General features: G+C 57.4%; 20 protein-coding genes. 12 read left to right on the forward strand and 8 right to left on the reverse strand.

Annotated features, from left to right (window positions below; all coding sequences use genetic code 11):
* From ACM62Q_RS08725 to ACM62Q_RS08735, 3 genes are all read right to left on the reverse strand, one after another.
* Positions 1–872, reverse strand: an 872-nt coding sequence (locus ACM62Q_RS08725; RefSeq protein ID WP_415035626.1) for an acyl-CoA dehydrogenase family protein, incomplete at its 3' end; no start/stop codon positions are given.
* 24 nt (positions 873–896) lie between these two features.
* Positions 897–1574 (reverse strand): TetR/AcrR family transcriptional regulator, encoded by a 678-nt coding sequence (locus tag ACM62Q_RS08730; RefSeq protein ID WP_415035628.1) that lies wholly within the window; start codon positions 1572–1574, stop codon positions 897–899.
* A 219-nt stretch (positions 1575–1793) separates the two neighbouring features.
* Positions 1794–2057 (reverse strand): hypothetical protein, encoded by a 264-nt coding sequence (locus tag ACM62Q_RS08735; RefSeq protein ID WP_415035630.1) that lies wholly within the window; start codon positions 2055–2057, stop codon positions 1794–1796.
* Positions 2058–2305: 248 nt separating this feature from the next.
* Here ACM62Q_RS08735 and ACM62Q_RS08740 point away from each other — a divergent pair, with 248 nt between their 5' ends.
* On the forward strand, positions 2306–3754 hold the full coding sequence (locus ACM62Q_RS08740) for a tryptophanase (protein ID WP_415035632.1): 1449 nt from the start codon (positions 2306–2308) through the stop codon (positions 3752–3754).
* 73 nt (positions 3755–3827) lie between these two features.
* Here ACM62Q_RS08740 and ACM62Q_RS08745 read toward each other — a convergent pair whose 3' ends face one another.
* Genes ACM62Q_RS08745 through efp form a run of 5 tightly spaced genes read right to left on the reverse strand, consistent with a single transcriptional unit; the run spans position 3828 to position 7705 of the window.
* The gene (locus tag ACM62Q_RS08745; RefSeq protein ID WP_415035634.1) at positions 3828–4172 is read right to left on the reverse strand and encodes a zinc ribbon domain-containing protein YjdM; all 345 of its coding nucleotides are present in this window, start codon (positions 4170–4172) and stop codon (positions 3828–3830) included.
* Positions 4165–5271 carry a tRNA 2-selenouridine(34) synthase MnmH gene (mnmH, locus tag ACM62Q_RS08750; protein WP_415035636.1) on the reverse strand — a complete coding sequence of 369 codons (1107 nt, stop codon included), beginning with the start codon at positions 5269–5271 and terminating at the stop codon, positions 4165–4167. The genes ACM62Q_RS08745 and mnmH overlap by 8 nt, the downstream gene beginning before the upstream one ends.
* On the reverse strand, positions 5268–6125 hold the full coding sequence (asd, locus tag ACM62Q_RS08755) for an archaetidylserine decarboxylase (protein ID WP_415035638.1): 858 nt from the start codon (positions 6123–6125) through the stop codon (positions 5268–5270). The genes mnmH and asd overlap by 4 nt, the downstream gene beginning before the upstream one ends.
* A gap of 16 nt (positions 6126–6141) precedes the next feature.
* Positions 6142–7089 (reverse strand): N-acetyl-gamma-glutamyl-phosphate reductase, encoded by a 948-nt coding sequence (gene argC, locus ACM62Q_RS08760; protein WP_415035640.1) that lies wholly within the window; start codon positions 7087–7089, stop codon positions 6142–6144.
* A gap of 55 nt (positions 7090–7144) precedes the next feature.
* Positions 7145–7705: an elongation factor P gene (gene efp, locus ACM62Q_RS08765; protein WP_415035642.1), complete on the reverse strand. Its 561-nt coding sequence runs from the start codon at positions 7703–7705 to the stop codon at positions 7145–7147.
* 266 nt (positions 7706–7971) lie between these two features.
* Here efp and ACM62Q_RS08770 point away from each other — a divergent pair, with 266 nt between their 5' ends.
* The 11 genes from ACM62Q_RS08770 (at position 7972) to ACM62Q_RS08820 (ending at position 17216) form a co-directional block, all read left to right on the forward strand.
* The gene (locus ACM62Q_RS08770) at positions 7972–8904 is read left to right on the forward strand and encodes an exopolyphosphatase (protein ID WP_415035644.1); all 933 of its coding nucleotides are present in this window, start codon (positions 7972–7974) and stop codon (positions 8902–8904) included.
* A 128-nt stretch (positions 8905–9032) separates the two neighbouring features.
* Positions 9033–9458 (forward strand): large conductance mechanosensitive channel protein MscL, encoded by a 426-nt coding sequence (gene mscL / locus ACM62Q_RS08775; protein ID WP_415035646.1) that lies wholly within the window; start codon positions 9033–9035, stop codon positions 9456–9458.
* Positions 9459–9633: 175 nt separating this feature from the next.
* A complete protein-coding gene (locus ACM62Q_RS08780; RefSeq protein ID WP_415035648.1) occupies positions 9634–10599 on the forward strand; it encodes an acetyl-CoA carboxylase carboxyltransferase subunit alpha in 966 nt (321 codons plus the stop codon).
* A gap of 13 nt (positions 10600–10612) precedes the next feature.
* Positions 10613–11623, forward strand: coding sequence for a tRNA lysidine(34) synthetase TilS (tilS, locus tag ACM62Q_RS08785; RefSeq protein ID WP_415035650.1), 1011 nt, complete (start codon positions 10613–10615; stop codon positions 11621–11623).
* Between the two features lie 51 nt (positions 11624–11674).
* Positions 11675–12277, forward strand: a complete 603-nt coding sequence (gene lexA, locus ACM62Q_RS08790) for a transcriptional repressor LexA (protein WP_415035652.1) — start codon at positions 11675–11677, stop codon at positions 12275–12277.
* 237 nt (positions 12278–12514) lie between these two features.
* Positions 12515–13309: a transporter substrate-binding domain-containing protein gene (locus ACM62Q_RS08795; RefSeq protein ID WP_415035654.1), complete on the forward strand. Its 795-nt coding sequence runs from the start codon at positions 12515–12517 to the stop codon at positions 13307–13309.
* A gap of 10 nt (positions 13310–13319) precedes the next feature.
* A complete protein-coding gene (locus ACM62Q_RS08800; protein ID WP_415035656.1) occupies positions 13320–14825 on the forward strand; it encodes an ABC transporter permease subunit in 1506 nt (501 codons plus the stop codon).
* Positions 14822–15913 (forward strand): amino acid ABC transporter ATP-binding protein, encoded by a 1092-nt coding sequence (locus ACM62Q_RS08805; RefSeq protein WP_415035658.1) that lies wholly within the window; start codon positions 14822–14824, stop codon positions 15911–15913. The genes ACM62Q_RS08800 and ACM62Q_RS08805 overlap by 4 nt, the downstream gene beginning before the upstream one ends.
* An 8-nt stretch (positions 15914–15921) precedes the next feature.
* Entirely contained in the window at positions 15922–16332 is a 411-nt protein-coding gene (locus ACM62Q_RS08810) for a cupin domain-containing protein (RefSeq protein WP_415035660.1), read from the forward strand.
* A 118-nt stretch (positions 16333–16450) separates the two neighbouring features.
* Positions 16451–16783, forward strand: a complete 333-nt coding sequence (locus tag ACM62Q_RS08815; RefSeq protein ID WP_415035662.1) for an STAS domain-containing protein — start codon at positions 16451–16453, stop codon at positions 16781–16783.
* A gap of 10 nt (positions 16784–16793) precedes the next feature.
* The gene (locus ACM62Q_RS08820) at positions 16794–17216 is read left to right on the forward strand and encodes an ATP-binding protein (protein WP_415035664.1); all 423 of its coding nucleotides are present in this window, start codon (positions 16794–16796) and stop codon (positions 17214–17216) included.
* Positions 17217–17276: the final 60 nt, after the last annotated feature.

A 17276-nucleotide genomic window follows, 5' to 3' on the forward strand; every position in this document is an offset into this window, starting at 1 on the left:
TGGCGACGGCCGGTATCGACGCCCGGATGGTCGTAAGGCACCAGAGCGCAGGTGATGCCAATGTGTTTTTTGTCGCCGAGCAGCCCTTCCGGGTCGTACAGATGGAAAGCCAGGCCGAACACCGTGCACAGCGGGGCGAGCGTGATGTAGCGCTTGTCGAAGGAAACGCGCATGCCGAGCACTTCCTTGCCCTGATAGATGCCTTTGCAGACGACGCCGGCATCGGGAATGGAAGCGGCATCCGAACCGGCCCAGGGGCTGGTCAGCGCGAAGGCAGGAATTTCGATGCCCTTGGCCAGGCGCGGCAGATAGTGATTCTTCTGCTCCTCGGTGCCGTAATGCAGCAGCAGCTCCGCCGGGCCGAGGGAATTGGGCACCATCACCGAAACGGAAAGGGCGGACGAGCGGGTGGAGAGCTTGGTCACCACCTGCGAATGGGCATAGGCGGAAAACTCCAGGCCGCCGTATTTCTTCGGAATGATCATGCCGAGAAAGCCCTTTTCCTTGATGTAGCGCCAGGCTTCGGCAGGCAGATCATAGAGTTCGTGCGTCACCTGCCAGTCGTCCACCAGGCGGCAGGCTGCCTCGCATTCCTGGTCGAGGAAGGATTGTTCCTCGGCGCTCAGTTGCGGCACCGGGTAGGCGTGCAGTTTCTGCCAGTCCGGCTTGCCACGAAACAGCTCGCCTTCCCACCAGACGGTGCCGGCTTCCAGCGCATCGCGTTCGGTGTCCGACATCTGCGGCAGCACCTTGCGGTAAGCACTGAAAATGCCGCGCGTGAGTACGGCGCGGCGCAAGGGCGGTAGCAGAAATACGGCGGCCAGCAGGGCGGCGCTGGCGAGAATGGCCCAGAGGGCGGGATGAGCGGGCATGGTCTTGTCTCCTGAGGTGTTTTTTTAGGATTGACGATCGGTAAACTGCGGCAGCGATGCGCGCAGGCCGCCGATGAGGAAGGAAATCAGGCGCGGCAGCAGGCGGTCGAGGCGGTCTTCGCTATCTTCTGCCTCGATGCCCCAGTCCGTGACCAGACGCAGGGCGTCGGTGCCGGCAATGGCGTAGGACGTCGCCCCGAGCATGAAATGGAAACGCCAGACGATTTCTGCCTTGGGAACATCCGGCAGGGAGCGAAACAGCGCCTGCTTGTAGCGTTCGACCACGGTTTTGTATTCGTGCGCCAGAAAGGCGCGGATGAAGTCCGAAGGTTCGGTCAAGGTGCGCCCGAGCAGGCGCAAGAAAATCACCCCGCCGCGCTCTTCATCTTCCGCCATGCGGATCATGGTGCCGAAAAAAGCATCGACGATTTGTGAGGGTTTGAGCGCTTGCCCTTCGGCCGCCGCTTCCATTTCGTCCAGCGCGCGCATGCGCTCTTCGTTCAGCCAGTCCAGGCGGCGGCGGAAAACTTCCTGGATCAAGGCCTCCTTGGAACCGAAGTGGTAATTGACGGCGGCGAGATTGACCCCCGCCTCGCCAGTGATTTGGCGCATCGAGGTGCCGTCGTAGCCGTGCGCCATGAACAGGCGTTCGGCCGCATCAAGAATGCGGGCGCGGGTGTCGAGAGGGCGAGTTTCGCTCATTGCTTTCCTTATGATTCATACGTTCGTTTGAATAACGGTTTGCATCATAGGAAAAAAAATTGCGCACGGCAAGCGGCGTGCGCAATTTTCTTTGAGCGGAGGGTTTGGCGGATTGTTGCGGGCGCTAATCGGACGTTAATCGAACGTTAATTGGGCGTTAATTGGGCGTTATGTGGATGGTTTTGCTTGCTGCTCGAACAAGCTAGGCCAGGGCATAACTTAGGGCAGGCTGGCGGCTTCTTCTACCGGCAGAGGCGGTTGCGGGCGGCTGGTGACGTAGAGCACGCCAGCGCAGCAGGCAAAAAAGGCGATGGTGGCAAGCAGGCTGGGTGTCCAGTTGTCGGCCAGGCCATATTCGTACCAGACCCAGAAAAACCCGATCAGCGCCGGAACGGTCATGACGGCGCAAAAAATGGCGCTGAGCAAAGAGATTTTTTGCCCGATGTGGCGGGCAGGCAAATGGGGCGGCGGGGTGGGCGACATGGGAAGGCTCCAAAAAGAAAGATGGGCCGATTCTAGCCGGGCGCGCGCGCCTTGTTCTTGATCTTTCCGAAAGTGGTGGCGTGATTGAGAAAAGTCGCAGTCAAGCGGTGGAAAAGTCGCCGCGTTTTCTTTTATCTTCGGATAGACTGCGGGGTTTGCACGGGGCCACGCAGCGAGTTTGCGGGCTTTTCATCAAACCGCCCGGCAGCGGGCGCGAATTGAAACATTCATCAGGGAGACTGGCCATCATGGCGAAAGTGAAGTTCTATGGCGCGGAATCGGTTCCGCTCGAAATGCACAAGGTGCGCATCGTTCAAAAACTGAATCTGCCCCCGATCGAGCGGCGTCTGGCGGCCGTAGCCGAAGCGGGGAATAACACTTTCTTGCTGAAAAATGCCGATGTCTTTATGGACATGCTCACCGACAGCGGCGTGAACGCCATGAGCGACCAGCAGCAAGCCGCGATGATGATTGCCGATGACAGCTATGCCGGGAGCGCGACTTACACCCGCCTGGAAAACAAGCTGCAGGATATTTTCGGTATGCAGTATTTCCTGCCCACCCACCAGGGCCGCGCCTGCGAGAACATTCTCGGACAGGTGCTGGTCAGCCAGGGCTCGGTGGTGCCGATGAATTACCACTTCACCACCACCAAGGCGCACATCGTGCTCAATGGCGGCTCGGTCGAGGAAATCGTTACCGATGCCGGTCTGGAAGTGGTCAGCGTCAATCCCTTCAAAGGCAATATGGATATTGCCAAGCTGCAGGACGTGGTCGCCCGTTACGGTGCGCCGCGCATCGCCTTCGTGCGCATGGAAGCGGGCACCAACCTGATTGGCGGTCAGCCGTTCTCGCTGGAAAACCTGGCCGACGTGCGCAAGGTGTGCGACCAGCACGGCCTGATGCTGATCATGGATGCCAGCTTGCTGGCGGACAACCTGCACTTCATCAAGGAGCGCGAGGCGGCCTGCAAGGCCATGAGCATCCGCGAAATCACCCGGCGCATGGCCGATTTGTGCGACGTGATTTATTTTTCCGCGCGCAAACTCGGTTGCGCCCGGGGCGGCGGCATGTGCATGAAGAGCGAAGATCTCTACCGCAAGATGCGCGGTCTGGTGCCGCTTTACGAAGGTTTCCTGACCTACGGCGGCATGTCGGTGCGTGAAATGGAAGCGCTCACGGTCGGCCTGGAAGAAACCATGGACGAAGATGTCATCAACCAGGGCCCGCAGTTCATCGGCTACATGGTCGATGAACTGGTCAAGCGCGGCATTCCGGTGATTACGCCGGCCGGCGGCCTGGGCTGCCACATCAACGCCAAGGCATTCGTCGACCACATTCCACAATCGCAATACCCGGCCGGTGCGCTGGCCTCCGCCCTCTACATCGCCAGCGGCATCCGCGGCATGGAGCGCGGCACCCTGTCGGAGCAGCGCGAGCCGGACGGTACGGAAATTTTCGCCAACATGGAACTGGTGCGCCTGGCCCTGCCGCGCCGCGTGTTTACCTTGTCGCAGGTGAAATTTGCAGTCGATCGCCTGGAATGGCTTTACGCCAACCGCAAACTGATCGGCGGTCTGTCCTTCGTCGAAGAGCCAGAAATTCTACGTTTCTTCTACGGCCGTCTGGATCCGGTGTCCAACTGGCAAAACGAGCTCGTTGCCCAGTTCAAGAAAGACTTTGGCGATAGTTTGTAAAAATCGGCGCAACAGATAAAAAACCGGGGAATGCCCCGGTTTTTTTCTGCCGATTGTTCTGCGGCGAAAGAATTCAGGCTTTTTTCACGAATTGCGATTTCAGCTGCATGGCGCCGATGCCGTCGATTTTGCAGTCGATATCGTGGTCGCCGTCGATCAAACGGATGCTCTTGACCTTGGTGCCGACTTTGACGACGAGGGATGAGCCCTTGACCTTCAAATCCTTGATTACGGTGACCGCATCGCCGTCTAGCAAGATATTGCCGACGGCATCGCGCACGATTTTTTCGGCGTCTTCGCTGGCGCTTTCAGGTGCAGCGATCGGCCATTCGTGGGCGCATTCCGGGCAGATGTAGAGCGGGCCGTCGGCATAGGTATAGGCCGAGGCGCAGTGGGGGCAGGCGGGGAGTTCAGACATGCAAGGCTCCGTAAGGTGAAAAGCTGGTGGCGTGCTGCAAGATGTCGTGGGCAAGCCGGGTTATGTCCGTGTCTTCCAGTTGTGCGCTCATCATTGTAGTGATGGCAGGTTCGCCGTAATCGCGCAGGCGGGCGCGCCGGTAGAGCGGGTCGTAATGCCGGGCGAGAAGTTCGGCGGTGAGCTCAGCAAAGCGGCCTTGATCGATCTGCGCGTACCAAGTATCGAGGCATTCCTGGCCGAGTAAATGGTGCAGGCCGGCGAGCGCGTCTTTGAGCGCTTGGGGCGTCTGCGTGAAATAGGCGTAATCGCGCAGCAAATAAGCGATGCGGGCGCTTGCCGGGGCGTCGATGCGATAGCTGTGGGCGCTTTGCATCTGCGCAAAAAGAGCCGCCGGCAGGCGCAAGAGGCCGATTTTGCGTGACTCGGCCTCGATGAAAACGGGCGCGGCGGGGTCAAATTGACTGAGTTGATGCCAGATTTGCGTTTCAAACCATTTTTGCGCCGGCTGTGGCTGCGTGGGTAAGCGGCCCAGTACGGAGCCTTTGTGGCAGGCCAGGCCCTCCAGGTCGAGCACCTGCCCGCCGCGGGCAGCGATTTCCTGCAAGATGCGGCTTTTGGCAGAACCCGTGGGGCCATCGAGCAGGTGCAGGCGAAAACGCCCGGGCAGGGTGTCCAGTTCGTTTAAAACATGCTGACGAAAGCCCTTGTAGCCGCCTTCGAGCTGGCAGGCATCCCAACCGACCGAGCGCAGCACGGTGGTCATTGCCCCGGAACGCAGGCCGCCGCGCCAGCAAATGATGAGCGGGCGCCAGTTTTTGTCCTGATGCAGAAAACGTGCTTGCAGGTGTTCGCCGATATTGCGCGAAATGTAGGCGGCACCGAGTTTTTTGGCAGCAAAAGGCGAGACTTGTTTGTACAGGGTGCCCACTTCGGCACGTTCGGCATCGCTCAAGACCGGGCAGGAAATGGCGCCGGGGATGTGGTCGTCGGCAAATTCCGCCGGCGAGCGTACATCGATCAGGCTTGCAAACTGCGCGCGCTGCGCCAGTGAGGCGCTGCCCGATTTACGCCGCACGGGCGCAGCGGCGTGCTCGGTCATGCTTGGGGGAGACGCTGCCCGAGTGCTTCACCCAGGCGCACGGGCTTGGCCGCAACCCATTGCGGATTGAAAGCGAGGGTGTTTTTCGGCCACAGCAAGACGACAGTGGAGCCCAGCAGGAAACGCCCCATTTCTTCGCCTTTTTTCAGCGTGATGCGATTTTCGCCGTCGTAGCGCCATTCGCGCACGACACCGGGACGCGGCGGGTTGACCACGCCGTGCCAGACGGTGGCCATGCTGCCGACGATGGTGGCCCCGACCAGCACCAGGGCAAAAGGTCCGGCGGCGGTATCAAAAAGGCAGACGACGCGCTCATTGCGGGCGAACAGCCCGGGTACGCCGCGCGCCGTGGTCGGGTTGACCGAAAACAGCGCGCCGGGGATGTGGATCATGCGCCGCAGTTGTCCGTCGCAAGGCATGTGGATGCGGTGGTAATCGCGCGGGCTGAGATAAATCGTGGCGAAATGGCCGTTTTCAAACTGCGCGGCGAGCTCCTGGTCACCGCCGAGCAGGGCGGCCGTGGCGTAACTGTGGCCTTTGGCCTGGAAAATCTGGTCGCACTCGATGGGGCCGAACTGGCTGATGGCTCCGTCTACCGGGCAGAGAAAATCGGCCTCTGCCAGTGGGCGCGCGTCATCGCGCAAAGGGCGGGTGAAAAATTCGTTGAAACTTTTGTAGCTGGCGGGGTCCGGGTTGGCCGCCTCCGCCATGTTGACCTGGTAGCGCGCAACGAAACGGCGTATCAAGGCGGTGGTCAGGCCACCCAGTTGGGCGCGGGCGACTTTGCCGGCCAGCGTGGTCAAAAGTTGTTTGGGCAGCAGGTATTGCGGCAGGACGGCGAGACGATCGGACACGGATTTCCTTGAAAACTTAAATCAGCCCGAGGCTTTCTTCGACGCCCAGGTGCACGTTCATGGCCTGTACGGCGGCACCGGATGCGCCTTTGCCCAGGTTGTCCAGGCGCGCCATGAGCAGAATGCGCTCGCTGTTGCCGAAGACCGCGAGGTCGACGCGGTTGCTGCCATTATTGGCTTCGACATCGTAGAAACCGCCGTCGGTGGTGGCCTCCAGATCAACCGGTTGAACGCAGATGAAGGCTTCGCCGGCGTAATAATCAGCGAGAATTTTTTGGATTTCGAGCGGGCCGGCAGCGCGGCTGAATTGCGCCGGATGCAGATAGAGGCTGACGGCCAGCCCTTTGTAAAACGGGCCGACGATGGGCTGGAAGATGGGGGCGGTGGATAGGCCTGTGTAAGCTTGCATTTCCGGCAAGTGTTTATGCGCCAGCGCCAGCGCATAAGAACGCGGTGCCTGCAAACGTTCCGAGCCTTTGGCGGCTTCGTAATCGGCAATCATGGATTTGCCGCCGCCGGAATAGCCGGTAATCGAGTTGGCAGCCAGTTGCACGCCGGCCGGCAGCAGGCCACTGGCGATCAGCGGGCGCACGGCCAGGATGAAGGCGCTGGCGTGGCAACCGGGATTGGCGATGCGCTTGCTCGCGCGGATTTTGTCGCGCTGCGCCGGGCACAGCTCGGGCAGGCCAAACACCCAATCCGGATCGACCCGGTGCGCGGTGGAGGCATCGATGATGCAGGTTTTGGGGTTGTCCACCAGGCTTACGGACTCCTTGGCTGCGGCATCGGGCAGGCAGAGGAAAGTAATGTCGGAGGCATTGATCAGGCGTTTGCGTTCGCTCAGATCCTTGCGTTTTTCTGGTGCGATGCGCAGCACTTCGATGTCGCTGCGTTGCGCCAGATATTCGTTGATCTGCAGGCCGGTCGTGCCTTCTTGGCCGTCGACAAAAACTGTGTAGGTCATGATGGGCTGGAAGAAAAGAGAGGAGATTAAAAAGGGCGGTTGAACCGCCCTTCGCTTACTTGGTGCGGCTGCGGTACTCGTCGGTACGGGTGTCGATTTCGATTTTGTCACCGATTTCGACAAAGGCCGGTACTTGCAGTTCAAAGCCGGTCGGCTTGATGCGCGCCGGTTTCATGACCTTGCCCGAAGTGTCGCCCTTGACGGCGGGTTCGGTGTATTCGACTTCACGCACCAGGGCGGTCGGCAGTTCGACGGAAATGGCCTTGCCATCGTAAAACACCACTTCGCAGGCCATGCCGTCGTCGAGGTATTTCAGCGCATCGGTCATGTTCTCGGCTTCCACCTCGAACTGGTTGTAATCGGCATCCATGAAGACGTACATCGGGTCGGCAAAGTAGGAGTAGCTGGCTTCCTTCTTTTCCAGAATGACGACTTCGAATTTGTCATCGGCCTTGTACACCGCTTCCGACGGGTTGCCGGAAAGCAGGTTCTTGAGTTTCATCTTGACGACCGCAGCGTTGCGGCCGGATTTGTTGTATTCGGTTTTCTGCACCACGAGCGGCTGACCGCCGACCATGATGACGTTACCGGAGCGCAGTTCCTGAGCGATCTTCATGTTGCACTTATCCCAAAGCAGAAAAAAACACGCCATTATAGCCTAGCGAAGCAAAAAATCATTTTTCCGCCGCTTGGTTTATGTTTAAACCCATGATTACAAATATATTTATTTGTAATCGAATCGTTCGGCGCGAATACTTTTTGCGCCGCAGATTTGCCGCTGCCGCCGCGAGTTGCAAGCGCGGGCGAGTTGTCTATGCACAGCGCGCCAAAAATCGATTAGATTTCCTCCCTTTCGACCCCAACCCAATAAGGAGACTCTTCATGTCCGCGAACAAATATCGCCTGGTGACGCGCAGCGATTTTGACGGCCTCGTCTGTGCCGTTTTGCTCAATGAGCTGGAAATGATCGACGACATCAAGTTCGTTCACCCCAAGGACATGCAGGACGGCAAAATCGAAATTACCGAGCGCGACATCACCACCAATTTGCCCTATGTGGCCGGGGTGCACCTGGCGTTCGACCACCATTTTTCCGAAACCGTGCGCAACACGGGCGAGCGCCCGGAACACATCATTTTGCCGGACGCGCCTTCCGCCGCCCGCGTGGTGTACGAGCATTTCGGCGGCAAAACCCGCTTTCCGGAAAGTTTTGACGACATGATGCTGGCGGTGGATAAAGCCGATTCCGCACAGTTTTCACGCGATGAAATTCTGGTGCCGACGGGCTGGGTTTTGCTCAATTACCTGATGGATTCGCGCACCGGCCTGGGGCGCTTCCGGGAATTTCGCGTCAGCAACTATCAGCTGATGATGGACCTCATAAAATACTGCCGCAACCATGGCATCGACGACATCTTGCGCCTGCCGGATGTGAAAGAGCGCGTTGATCTCTACCACGAGCACGCCGTGCAGGCGAAAGCGCAAATTCAGCGCTGTGCGACGGTGCATGGCAATCTCGTCGTGCTCGATCTGCGCGACGAAGAAACTATTTATGCCACCAATCGCTTCATGATTTACGCCCTGTTCCCGGCACAGAATATTTCCATCCACGTCATGTGGGGCGTGCAAAAACAAAATACGGTGTTTGCCACCGGCAAATCCATTCTCGATCGCGGCTCGAAAACCAATATCGGCGAACTCATGCTCGCTTACGGCGGCGGTGGCCACGAAAACGCGGGCACCTGCCAAGTGGCCAACGAAGCCGCCGCCCAGGTGCTGCAAGACCTGGTCAGGCGCATCAACGCCGACGGCTGAATGTGTTCGCCCGGCGCGCATCGGAAGCGGCGCGCCATTTTTATCCTTTACCAGGAAATACGCCTTGCATTTGCCGCGGGCGGATTAAATAATGCGCGGCTCATTAATTATGGACTCAGGAGAACGCCGTGGGCATGCTGCAGGAATTCAAGGAATTTGCCGTCAAGGGTAACGCGATGGATCTGGCGGTTGGCGTCATCATCGGCGCGGCTTTTGGCAAAATTGTCGATTCCGTCGTGGGTGATTTGATCATGCCCTTGATCAGCATGGTGGTCGGCAAGCTCGATTTTTCCAACCTGTTTGTCGTGCTCGGCAACAACCCGGAAAACCTCAGCGCCCTGGCCGACCTGAAAAAAGCCGGGATTCCGGTGTTTGCGTATGGCTCTTTCATAACCATATTGCTCAATTTCGTCATCCTGGCCTTCATCATTTTCATGATGGTCAAGCAGATGAACCGCCTGCGCAAGGAAGAACCACCCGCCCCCGAAGCCCCCGCAGAAATCCCGGAAGACGTGCAACTGCTGCGCGAAATTCGCGACGCGCTGAAGAAATGAGCTTGGCGTAAGCGAGCTTCCCGCGAAGTTTTGTCTGCCAAGGGGGCTAAAAATTGGTCTTGTTTTTGGGGGGTAAGACATCAAGGTGCCGAGGTGGGTACCAGCTGAGTGTATTTGCCGGACCCGTCATGGGCTTTGCGGTAGAATGCGCGCCAGTTCTATTTTTGGTTAGTCCATGAAAACGAGTTTCCTTGATTTTGAGCAGCCAGTGGCGGATCTCGAAGCGAAAATTGAGAAGTTGCGCTTCGTGCAGGATGATTCTGCGGTCGATATTTCGGAAGAAATTGAACGCTTGGAAAAGAAAAGTGCGCAGCTGACCAAGGAAATTTACGCCAAGCTGACGCCCTGGCAAATTGCTCAGGTGGCGCGCCATCCGCAGCGTCCGTATACGTTGGATTATGCGCAGCATATTTTTACTGACTTCGAGGAATTGCACGGCGACCGGGCCTATGCCGACGATCATGCCATCGTTGGCGGTCTGGCGCGTTTCAATGGCCAGTCGGTGATGCTGATCGGGCATCAGAAGGGGCGCGATACCAAGGAAAAAATTTACCGCAACTTCGGCATGCCGCGACCTGAGGGCTACCGTAAGGCGCTGCGCTTGATGAAGCTGGCGGAAAAGTTTTCGCTGCCGATCATGACCTTCGTCGATACGCCTGGCGCCTATCCCGGTATTGGTGCCGAAGAGCGTGGGCAGTCGGAAGCCATTGGGCGTAATTTGTATGAAATGGCCGGCCTGAAAGTGCCGGTCATCGTCACCATCATCGGCGAAGGCGGCTCCGGCGGTGCCTTGGCCATCGCGGTGGGAGATACGGTGCAGATGCTGCAGTATTCCACCTATTCGGTGATTTCACCGGAAGGCTGCGCTTCCATTTTGTGGAAAAGCGCGAGCAAGGCATCCGATGCGGCTGAAACCATGGGGATTACTGCGGCGCGCCTGAAAACACTGGGTTTGATCGACAAAGTCGTGAATGAGCCCCTGGGGGGGGCGCAACGCGATCATTTGGGCATGGCGGCAAACTTGAAAAAAGCCTTGCAGGAGGCGCTCAAGCAACTCTCGGCGCTGCCGGCGGATACCTTGCTGGCGCAACGCTACGAGCGTTTGATGAGCTATGGTCGATTCAAGGATCAGGCTGCCTGAGCCCGCACCTCGGTTGCGAGATGATCTCGTAGCCTTTCTCTCGGCCCAGGGCTTGGGCGCTTCGACCTGTTATCTTGGTTTTTCTGGCGGCTGCGATTCACTCAGCCTGTTGCATGTTTTACGCGAAGTGCTGGCACCGGGCAGTTTGTCGGCCGTGCATGTGCATCATGGTTTATCGCCGCAGGCCGATGCCTGGGCGGATTTTTGCCGGCAGACCTGTGCGCAGTGGGATATTCCTTTGCAAATTGTGCGCGTGCAGGTGCGCGCGTGCGGCGAGGGGCTGGAAGCCGCCGCGCGCACGGCACGCTATGCGGCTTTAGCCGCGCATTTGCCGCCCGGAGCACCGCTTTTTTTGGCGCAACATCGGGATGATCAGGCGGAAACGGTCTTGTTCAATTTGTTGCGCGGTAGCGGTGTGCAAGGTTTAGCAGCCATGCGGGCGTGTCGAGGGCGTCAGGGTTTGCTGTTGCTTCGCCCCTGGCTCGGGGTTTCCCGGCAGACTATCGAAGCCTATGCGCGTGAACAAGGCTTGCGCTGGATCGAAGACGAAAGCAACATAGACCAGCGTTTTAGCCGGAATTTTTTGCGCCATCGTGCGCTGCCGGTTTTGCGCGAACGCTTTCTTGGCGCTGACAGCGCGCTCGCGCAAGCGGCGCAGCATTGCGCGGAAGCGGCTGATTTGCTGGGTGACTTGGCGGCGCTGGATTGGCAGCAGGCTGTCGTGGCCGATGTGGCAGCTGATGTGGCGGTCGATGTGGCGACACTGTGTCTATCCAAATTACGAGGTTTGTCGGCGGCGCGCTTGAAGAATTTGTTGCGCTGGTGGTTGCGCGCGCTCACCTGGCAGGTTCCGGCGGCACGACGCCTGGAGGAATTTTGCCGGCAAATTCAGCAGGCCGGGCCGGACAAACACCCGCGTCTTTCTCTGGCAGAAGGTTGTTTATATGTTCAAGGCGGTGCTTTGCGTAGTTTGACCTGTGCAACTCAGCGTGGCGTCAAGCGGCAAACGATGCGGGACTTGTAAATAAAAATTAACTGTATAAAATCACAGTTAATTTTATTGCTGTAGATTGCCATGAAACTTACCGCCCGCCAGCAGGAAATTCTCGATTTCATCAAAAACAACCTGGAAACTTTAGGTGCGCCGCCGACGCGGGCAGAGATCGCCAGTGCCTTTGGTTTTGCTTCGCCCAACGCGGCAGAAGATCATTTGAAAGCACTGGCGCGCAAAGGCGTAATCCATCTGGAACCCGGTTCGGCGCGCGGCATTCGTCTGATCGAGCAACTGGGCTTACCCTTGATTGGCAGCGTGGCGGCGGGTTCGCCGATTCTCGCGGTGGAAAACGTGCAAGGCCGTTACGCGCTCGATGCCGGCTTATTCAATCCCCGTGCTGATTTTTTGCTCAAGGTGCGAGGCTTGTCGATGATCGATGCCGGTATTTTTGACGGCGATCTGCTTGCCGTGCATAAAACCAATCAGGCGCGCGATGGGCAGATCGTGGTGGCGCGCCTCGATGAAGAGGTGACCGTCAAACGCTTGCAGCGCAGCGGTGGGCAAATCCATCTGCTGGCGGAAAATCCAGATTTCGAACCGATCGTGGTCGATGCGCAAACGGTAGATTTTTCCATCGAGGGCATTGCCGTCGGTTTGATTCGCGGCGCGGTAGCCAGTCTTTGATCTTGGCGCAGCGGTTATTGGTCGGGTTATTTTTGTCGAGCTGTTTTGTTGAGATCAGCAGGCAGTGGTCTGAGCGAGTACGCAGCAATCGGGGCGCTTGATTTCATCGTGGCAGTGCCTGAGCTTGTTTTTGCCATTTGGAAACAAATTCGAGAATTGCCGTGCGCCAAGTGCAGAAATTTGCATGCATGCCAATAAATGTCGAATTATACTTTCTCTCTTTCGGGGGAAAATTCGATGAACAGGTTGTTTGCGAAGGTTTTGGGTGGCTGTTTCATGCTTTCCGCGTTGTTTTTGCTCAGCGCTTGCACCCAGAAAACGGATGTCACCCAGTTGTCACAATTGGCAGAAAAATCCTTTGCCGTACCCACTGGCACGGTAGCCGACAAACTGGTGCAGTCAAAATTCCCGCAGGCTAAATTTCAGTATTTCAATACGGTTTTGGATGGTGCCTTGGCCGTCAAGGCGGGCAAGGCAGATGCGGTGGCCTACGACGAACCAATTCTGAAAAACATTGCTGCCAAGAACGATGGACTGAAAGTCCTGCCCGAAATGATTACCGTCGATAGTTATGGCTTTGCCGTGCAGCCGGACAATCGTGCGCTCAAGCTGGCGATCGATGGGCTTGTCAAGGAACTGAGGCAGGGTGGCGGCTATGCTGAAATGCAGGCGCGCTGGTTCCCGAAAAAAGGTAGCCCGGCGGCGATGCCGGAGATTCCCGTGGAGGGTGCCGCAGGCGTGCTCAGGCTCGGTACCGCAGCCGTCACCGAGCCTTTCTCCTTTGTCGATGGCTCGCAGCAGGTGGTCGGTTTCGATATCGAGTTGGCCAAACTTGTGGCAAAGCAGCAGGGTAAAACCCTGGAAGTGGTCAATATGGAATTCGGCTCGCTGATTCCGGCGCTGCTTTCCGGCAAGGTGGATATGATCGCCGCCTGCATCACCATTACTGAAGAGCGCGCGCAGAAGGTGTTGTTTTCCGAACCTTATTACACAGGCGGCATCGCTGCCTTGGTGAGGGAAGCAAAGCCCTGAGCATTTGGCTGTGCGAAAAATTTTTCAGTTGTTCGCCCTTGGCCTGTGGCTTATTGCCGGGGCGGCCTGGGCGCAGGATGGCGGGGCGCGCCAGTTAGATTTGGCCGGCCAGCGGATCGTCGTGCTGACAGGTTCGGCCGGGGATCATGCTGCGCGCAAGCATTTTCCTGGGGCGCATTTCATCGAGATGAACACCGCCTCGGATGCGGCGTTGGCACTGAGCACCGGCAAGGCGGAGGCCTTCGTCTTTGACAAAAGCGTGCTGTTTAATCTGGTGGAAAAAAATCCACAGTTGCACATCGTCGAGCCGGCGGTTGATCGACTCGATGTCGCTGCGGCGCTGAACAAAGACAATGCTGCGTTGCAAGCCGAAATCGATGCGCTGCTCGCCGCACTCGATCAGGAGGGGGAGTTGCAGCGCTTGCGCGCCAAATGGCTCGACAGCCATTACAGCACGCCGCCCACCATGCCCCGTTTCGAGAATGCCGCGAAAGGCGCTGTGCTGCGCGTCGGGACCAGCGCGCAATATGAACCGTTCAGTTTTTACGCGCATGGCAAGTTGTCCGGCCTTGATATCGAGCTGCTTCATTTGATTGCACAGCGCCTGAAACGGCGGCTGGAGATCATCGATCTGCAATTCGAAGCGTTGATTCCGGCGCTCCAGGCAAAAAAAATCGACCTGGCGCTCGCCAGCATCAATGTGACGGACGAGCGTAAGAAACTGATCCGTTACACGCGCCCCTATGTCAGCAACGATATCAATGCATTGGTGCCGACGACGCCGCCCGTTGCCGAGCCCGAGGTCGGTGCGCTTGCGACGGGGTTGCGCGGTGTTGCCGAGAGTTTTCGCAGCAATATCATGCTCGAGAAGCGTTATTTGCTGATTTGGGATGGTCTGAAAACCACGGTAATCATTTCGGTGTTTTCGGTTCTTTTGGGGACGCTCTTAGGGGGTTTGGTCTGTTTCATGCGTATGTCGGCGCGGCGTTTGCTTAGTCTGCCGGCTCGTTTGTATATCGCGATTTTGCGCGGCACGCCGGTGCTGGTTTTGTTGATGCTGATTTTTTATGTTGTCTTTGCCTCGGTGAACATCGATCCGGTTTTGGTCGCCGTCATTGCTTTCGGCCTGAATTTTGCTGCCTACAGTGCCGAAATTTTTCGTACTGGTATTCAGGGCGTCGACAAAGGTCAGATGGAAGCCGGCATTGCTTTGGGGTTTACCCGTGTCGCGACTTTCGTGCATGTTGTTTTGCCGCAGACCGTGCATCGTATTTTGCCGGTGTTCAAGGGCGAATTTATTTCCCTGGTCAAAATGACCTCCGTCGTTGGTTATATCGCGGTGCAGGATCTGACCAAAGCCAGCGACATCATCCGTAGCCGCACGTTTGATGCTTTTTTCCCGCTGCTGATGATCGCGCTTTTGTACTTTCTGATTTCCTGGGTGCTACTGCAGTTTCTCGAATATCTCGAGCGGGTGACCGATCCAAAATATGGCCGTGAGGCGCGTCACCCATGATCAAGGTCGAGCATCTGGTGAAGAAATTTGGCGAGCTTGTCGTGCTTAAAGATGTCACGGTTGACATTGCCAGAGGTGAGGTGATTTCCATCATTGGCCCCTCCGGCACCGGCAAGAGTACCTTCTTGCGCTGCCTGAATTTGCTCGATCAGCCCAGCGGTGGACGTATTGAAATCGATGGTTTGAATATTCTTGACCCTGCTGCCGATGTGCCGATGATGCGGCGCAAAATGGGCATGGTATTTCAGTCCTTCAACCTCTTTGCCCATCTCAGCGTGCTGGATAATTTGACGCTGGGGCCGATCAAATTATTGGGGCGCAGTACGGAGGAGGCGCGAACCCGGGCTGGCGAATTGCTCAGGCTCGTTGGGCTGAGTGAAAAGGCGGGCAGTTTTCCCGATGAACTTTCGGGGGGGCAGAAGCAGCGTGTGGCCATTGCCCGCTGTTTGGCGATGGAGCCGCAAATCATTCTTTTTGACGAACCCACTTCAGCGCTCGACCCGACCATGGTCAGCGAGGTACTGGCCGTGATGCGCCGGCTGGCGAAGGAAGGCTTGACCATGCTGATTGTCACCCACGAAATGGATTTCGCCCGCGATGTCTCGAATCGGGTGTTCTATATGGATGAGGGCATCATCTACGAGCAGGGTTCGCCAAAGCAGATTTTTGAGCAGCCGCAACGCGAAAAAACCCGCGCCTTCATTCATCGCATTCGCAGTGTCTGTTTGCGTATCGACAGCCCGGAATTCGATCTTTATGCCGTCAACGCTGAACTCGAGCAGTTTTGCGAGAAACAGATTTTGCCAAAAAAAATACGGCAACATGTGCTGCTGCTGATCGAGGAGTTACTCGCTATTTACCGGCCGCGTCTTGTTTCAAGCGCGCTGGAAATTACGCTTGGCTACGCCGAGAAAACCGGGCGGCTCGAACTCAGTCTCGAGGCGGCGGGCGAGCTTCCCAACCCGCTAGATGAGGCGGCGCAGCCGGACGAGCTGAGTTTGGCTATTATCACGAATTTGGCAGAAAAGATTGATTATTGCGTGGATGGCGGGCGCAATCGTCTGTTGATTCACTTGGCTACGGAGTAAGGCATCCCATGAAACGATTTATTTTGTTATTTGCGCTGTTGGTGACAGGCGCGCAAGCGCGCGACCTGAATTACTACCCCGTAGAAGAATTGCTGGTGACAAGCAAGACCGTAGTGGGTGAGGATATTCAGTATCCCCGCAGCGGCGCGCCCAAAATCACCGTTGCCGTGGTTACGGTTGCTCCTGGTGCGGTGGCCGCTTTTCATCGTCATCCGGTGCCGCTGGTGGCCTATATTTTGGAAGGCGAGCTCAGTGTCGACTACGGCTCCGAGGGGGTAAAAATATATCGCCAGGGGGATGCCTTGGTCGAAGCGATGCAAGTGCCGCATCGCGGCATGAATTTGGGGAGTGGTGTGGTTCGATTGCTGGCGGTGTACATTGGCGCGGAGGGTTCGGATAACGTCGCGCCGGCGAAGTGATCGAGCCGGCAGGAAGTGGTTTTGGCCTTTTTTTAGCGCCCTCTGCGTGAGGCAAAAAGGGCTAGGGCGCTTGGTTTGAACCGTTTTATTGTTTTGTAAACAAATGATCGGAGCGAGAATGGAAATTCAGGTAGAAGATTCGGGCAATGCCTGGGTGGTGGCGGTGAGCGGTAAGCTCGATGCCGTTTCGGCAAGCGAATACGAGAAGGTCGTCGGTCAGTTGATTGCCGAAGATAAAACACGCTTGGTCGTTGATTTTGCCAATCTCAGCTACATCAGTAGCGCCGGCTTGCGCGTGTTGCTGTCGACGGCAAAACAGCTCAAGCCGAAGGGGGGCAGCGTGGTGTTTGCCAGTTTGCAAGACAATGTACGCGAGGTTTTCGAGATGACCGGATTCAGCTCCATCCTGGGAATTCACCCCTCGCTTGCGGCAGCGTTGGCGGCAGTGTGAGGTTTTGTCGGTGAACGATGCCCCGCACACATTCGACACGCTGACCCTGGCAGCCGAGTTGGTCAATCTCGAGCCCTTGCAGGAGCATCTGGCCGCCTGCGCCCGCGTTTATGGCTTGGCGGAGCGGCGGATCGGTTTGTTGACCATGGCCTTCGAGGAGATTTTCGTCAACATCTGTCATTACGCCTACCCAGCTGGCTCGGGGCCGGTGACGCTGATTTGCCGTGTTGCCGATGGGCAGTTCGTGGTCGAGGTGATCGATGAGGGTATTGCGTTTGACGCCGCCTCGCTCGCCGAACCCGATCTGACGGCAGCGCTCGAGGAACGCAAAATCGGTGGGCTGGGTTGGTTTCTGGTGCGTCAGATTGCCGACCGACTCGAATGTTTCCGCCAGGAAGGGCGCAATGTCGTTCGTCTGAGCCTGCGTTCTTGACCTCGCAGATGTCTTGTTTTTCTGCCTCGATATTGTGCTGCCGCCAGTGGGTGCGTCAGG

This window comes from Azonexus sp. (genome assembly GCF_047638095.1).
Classification (GTDB): Bacteria; Pseudomonadota; Gammaproteobacteria; order Burkholderiales; family Rhodocyclaceae; genus Azonexus.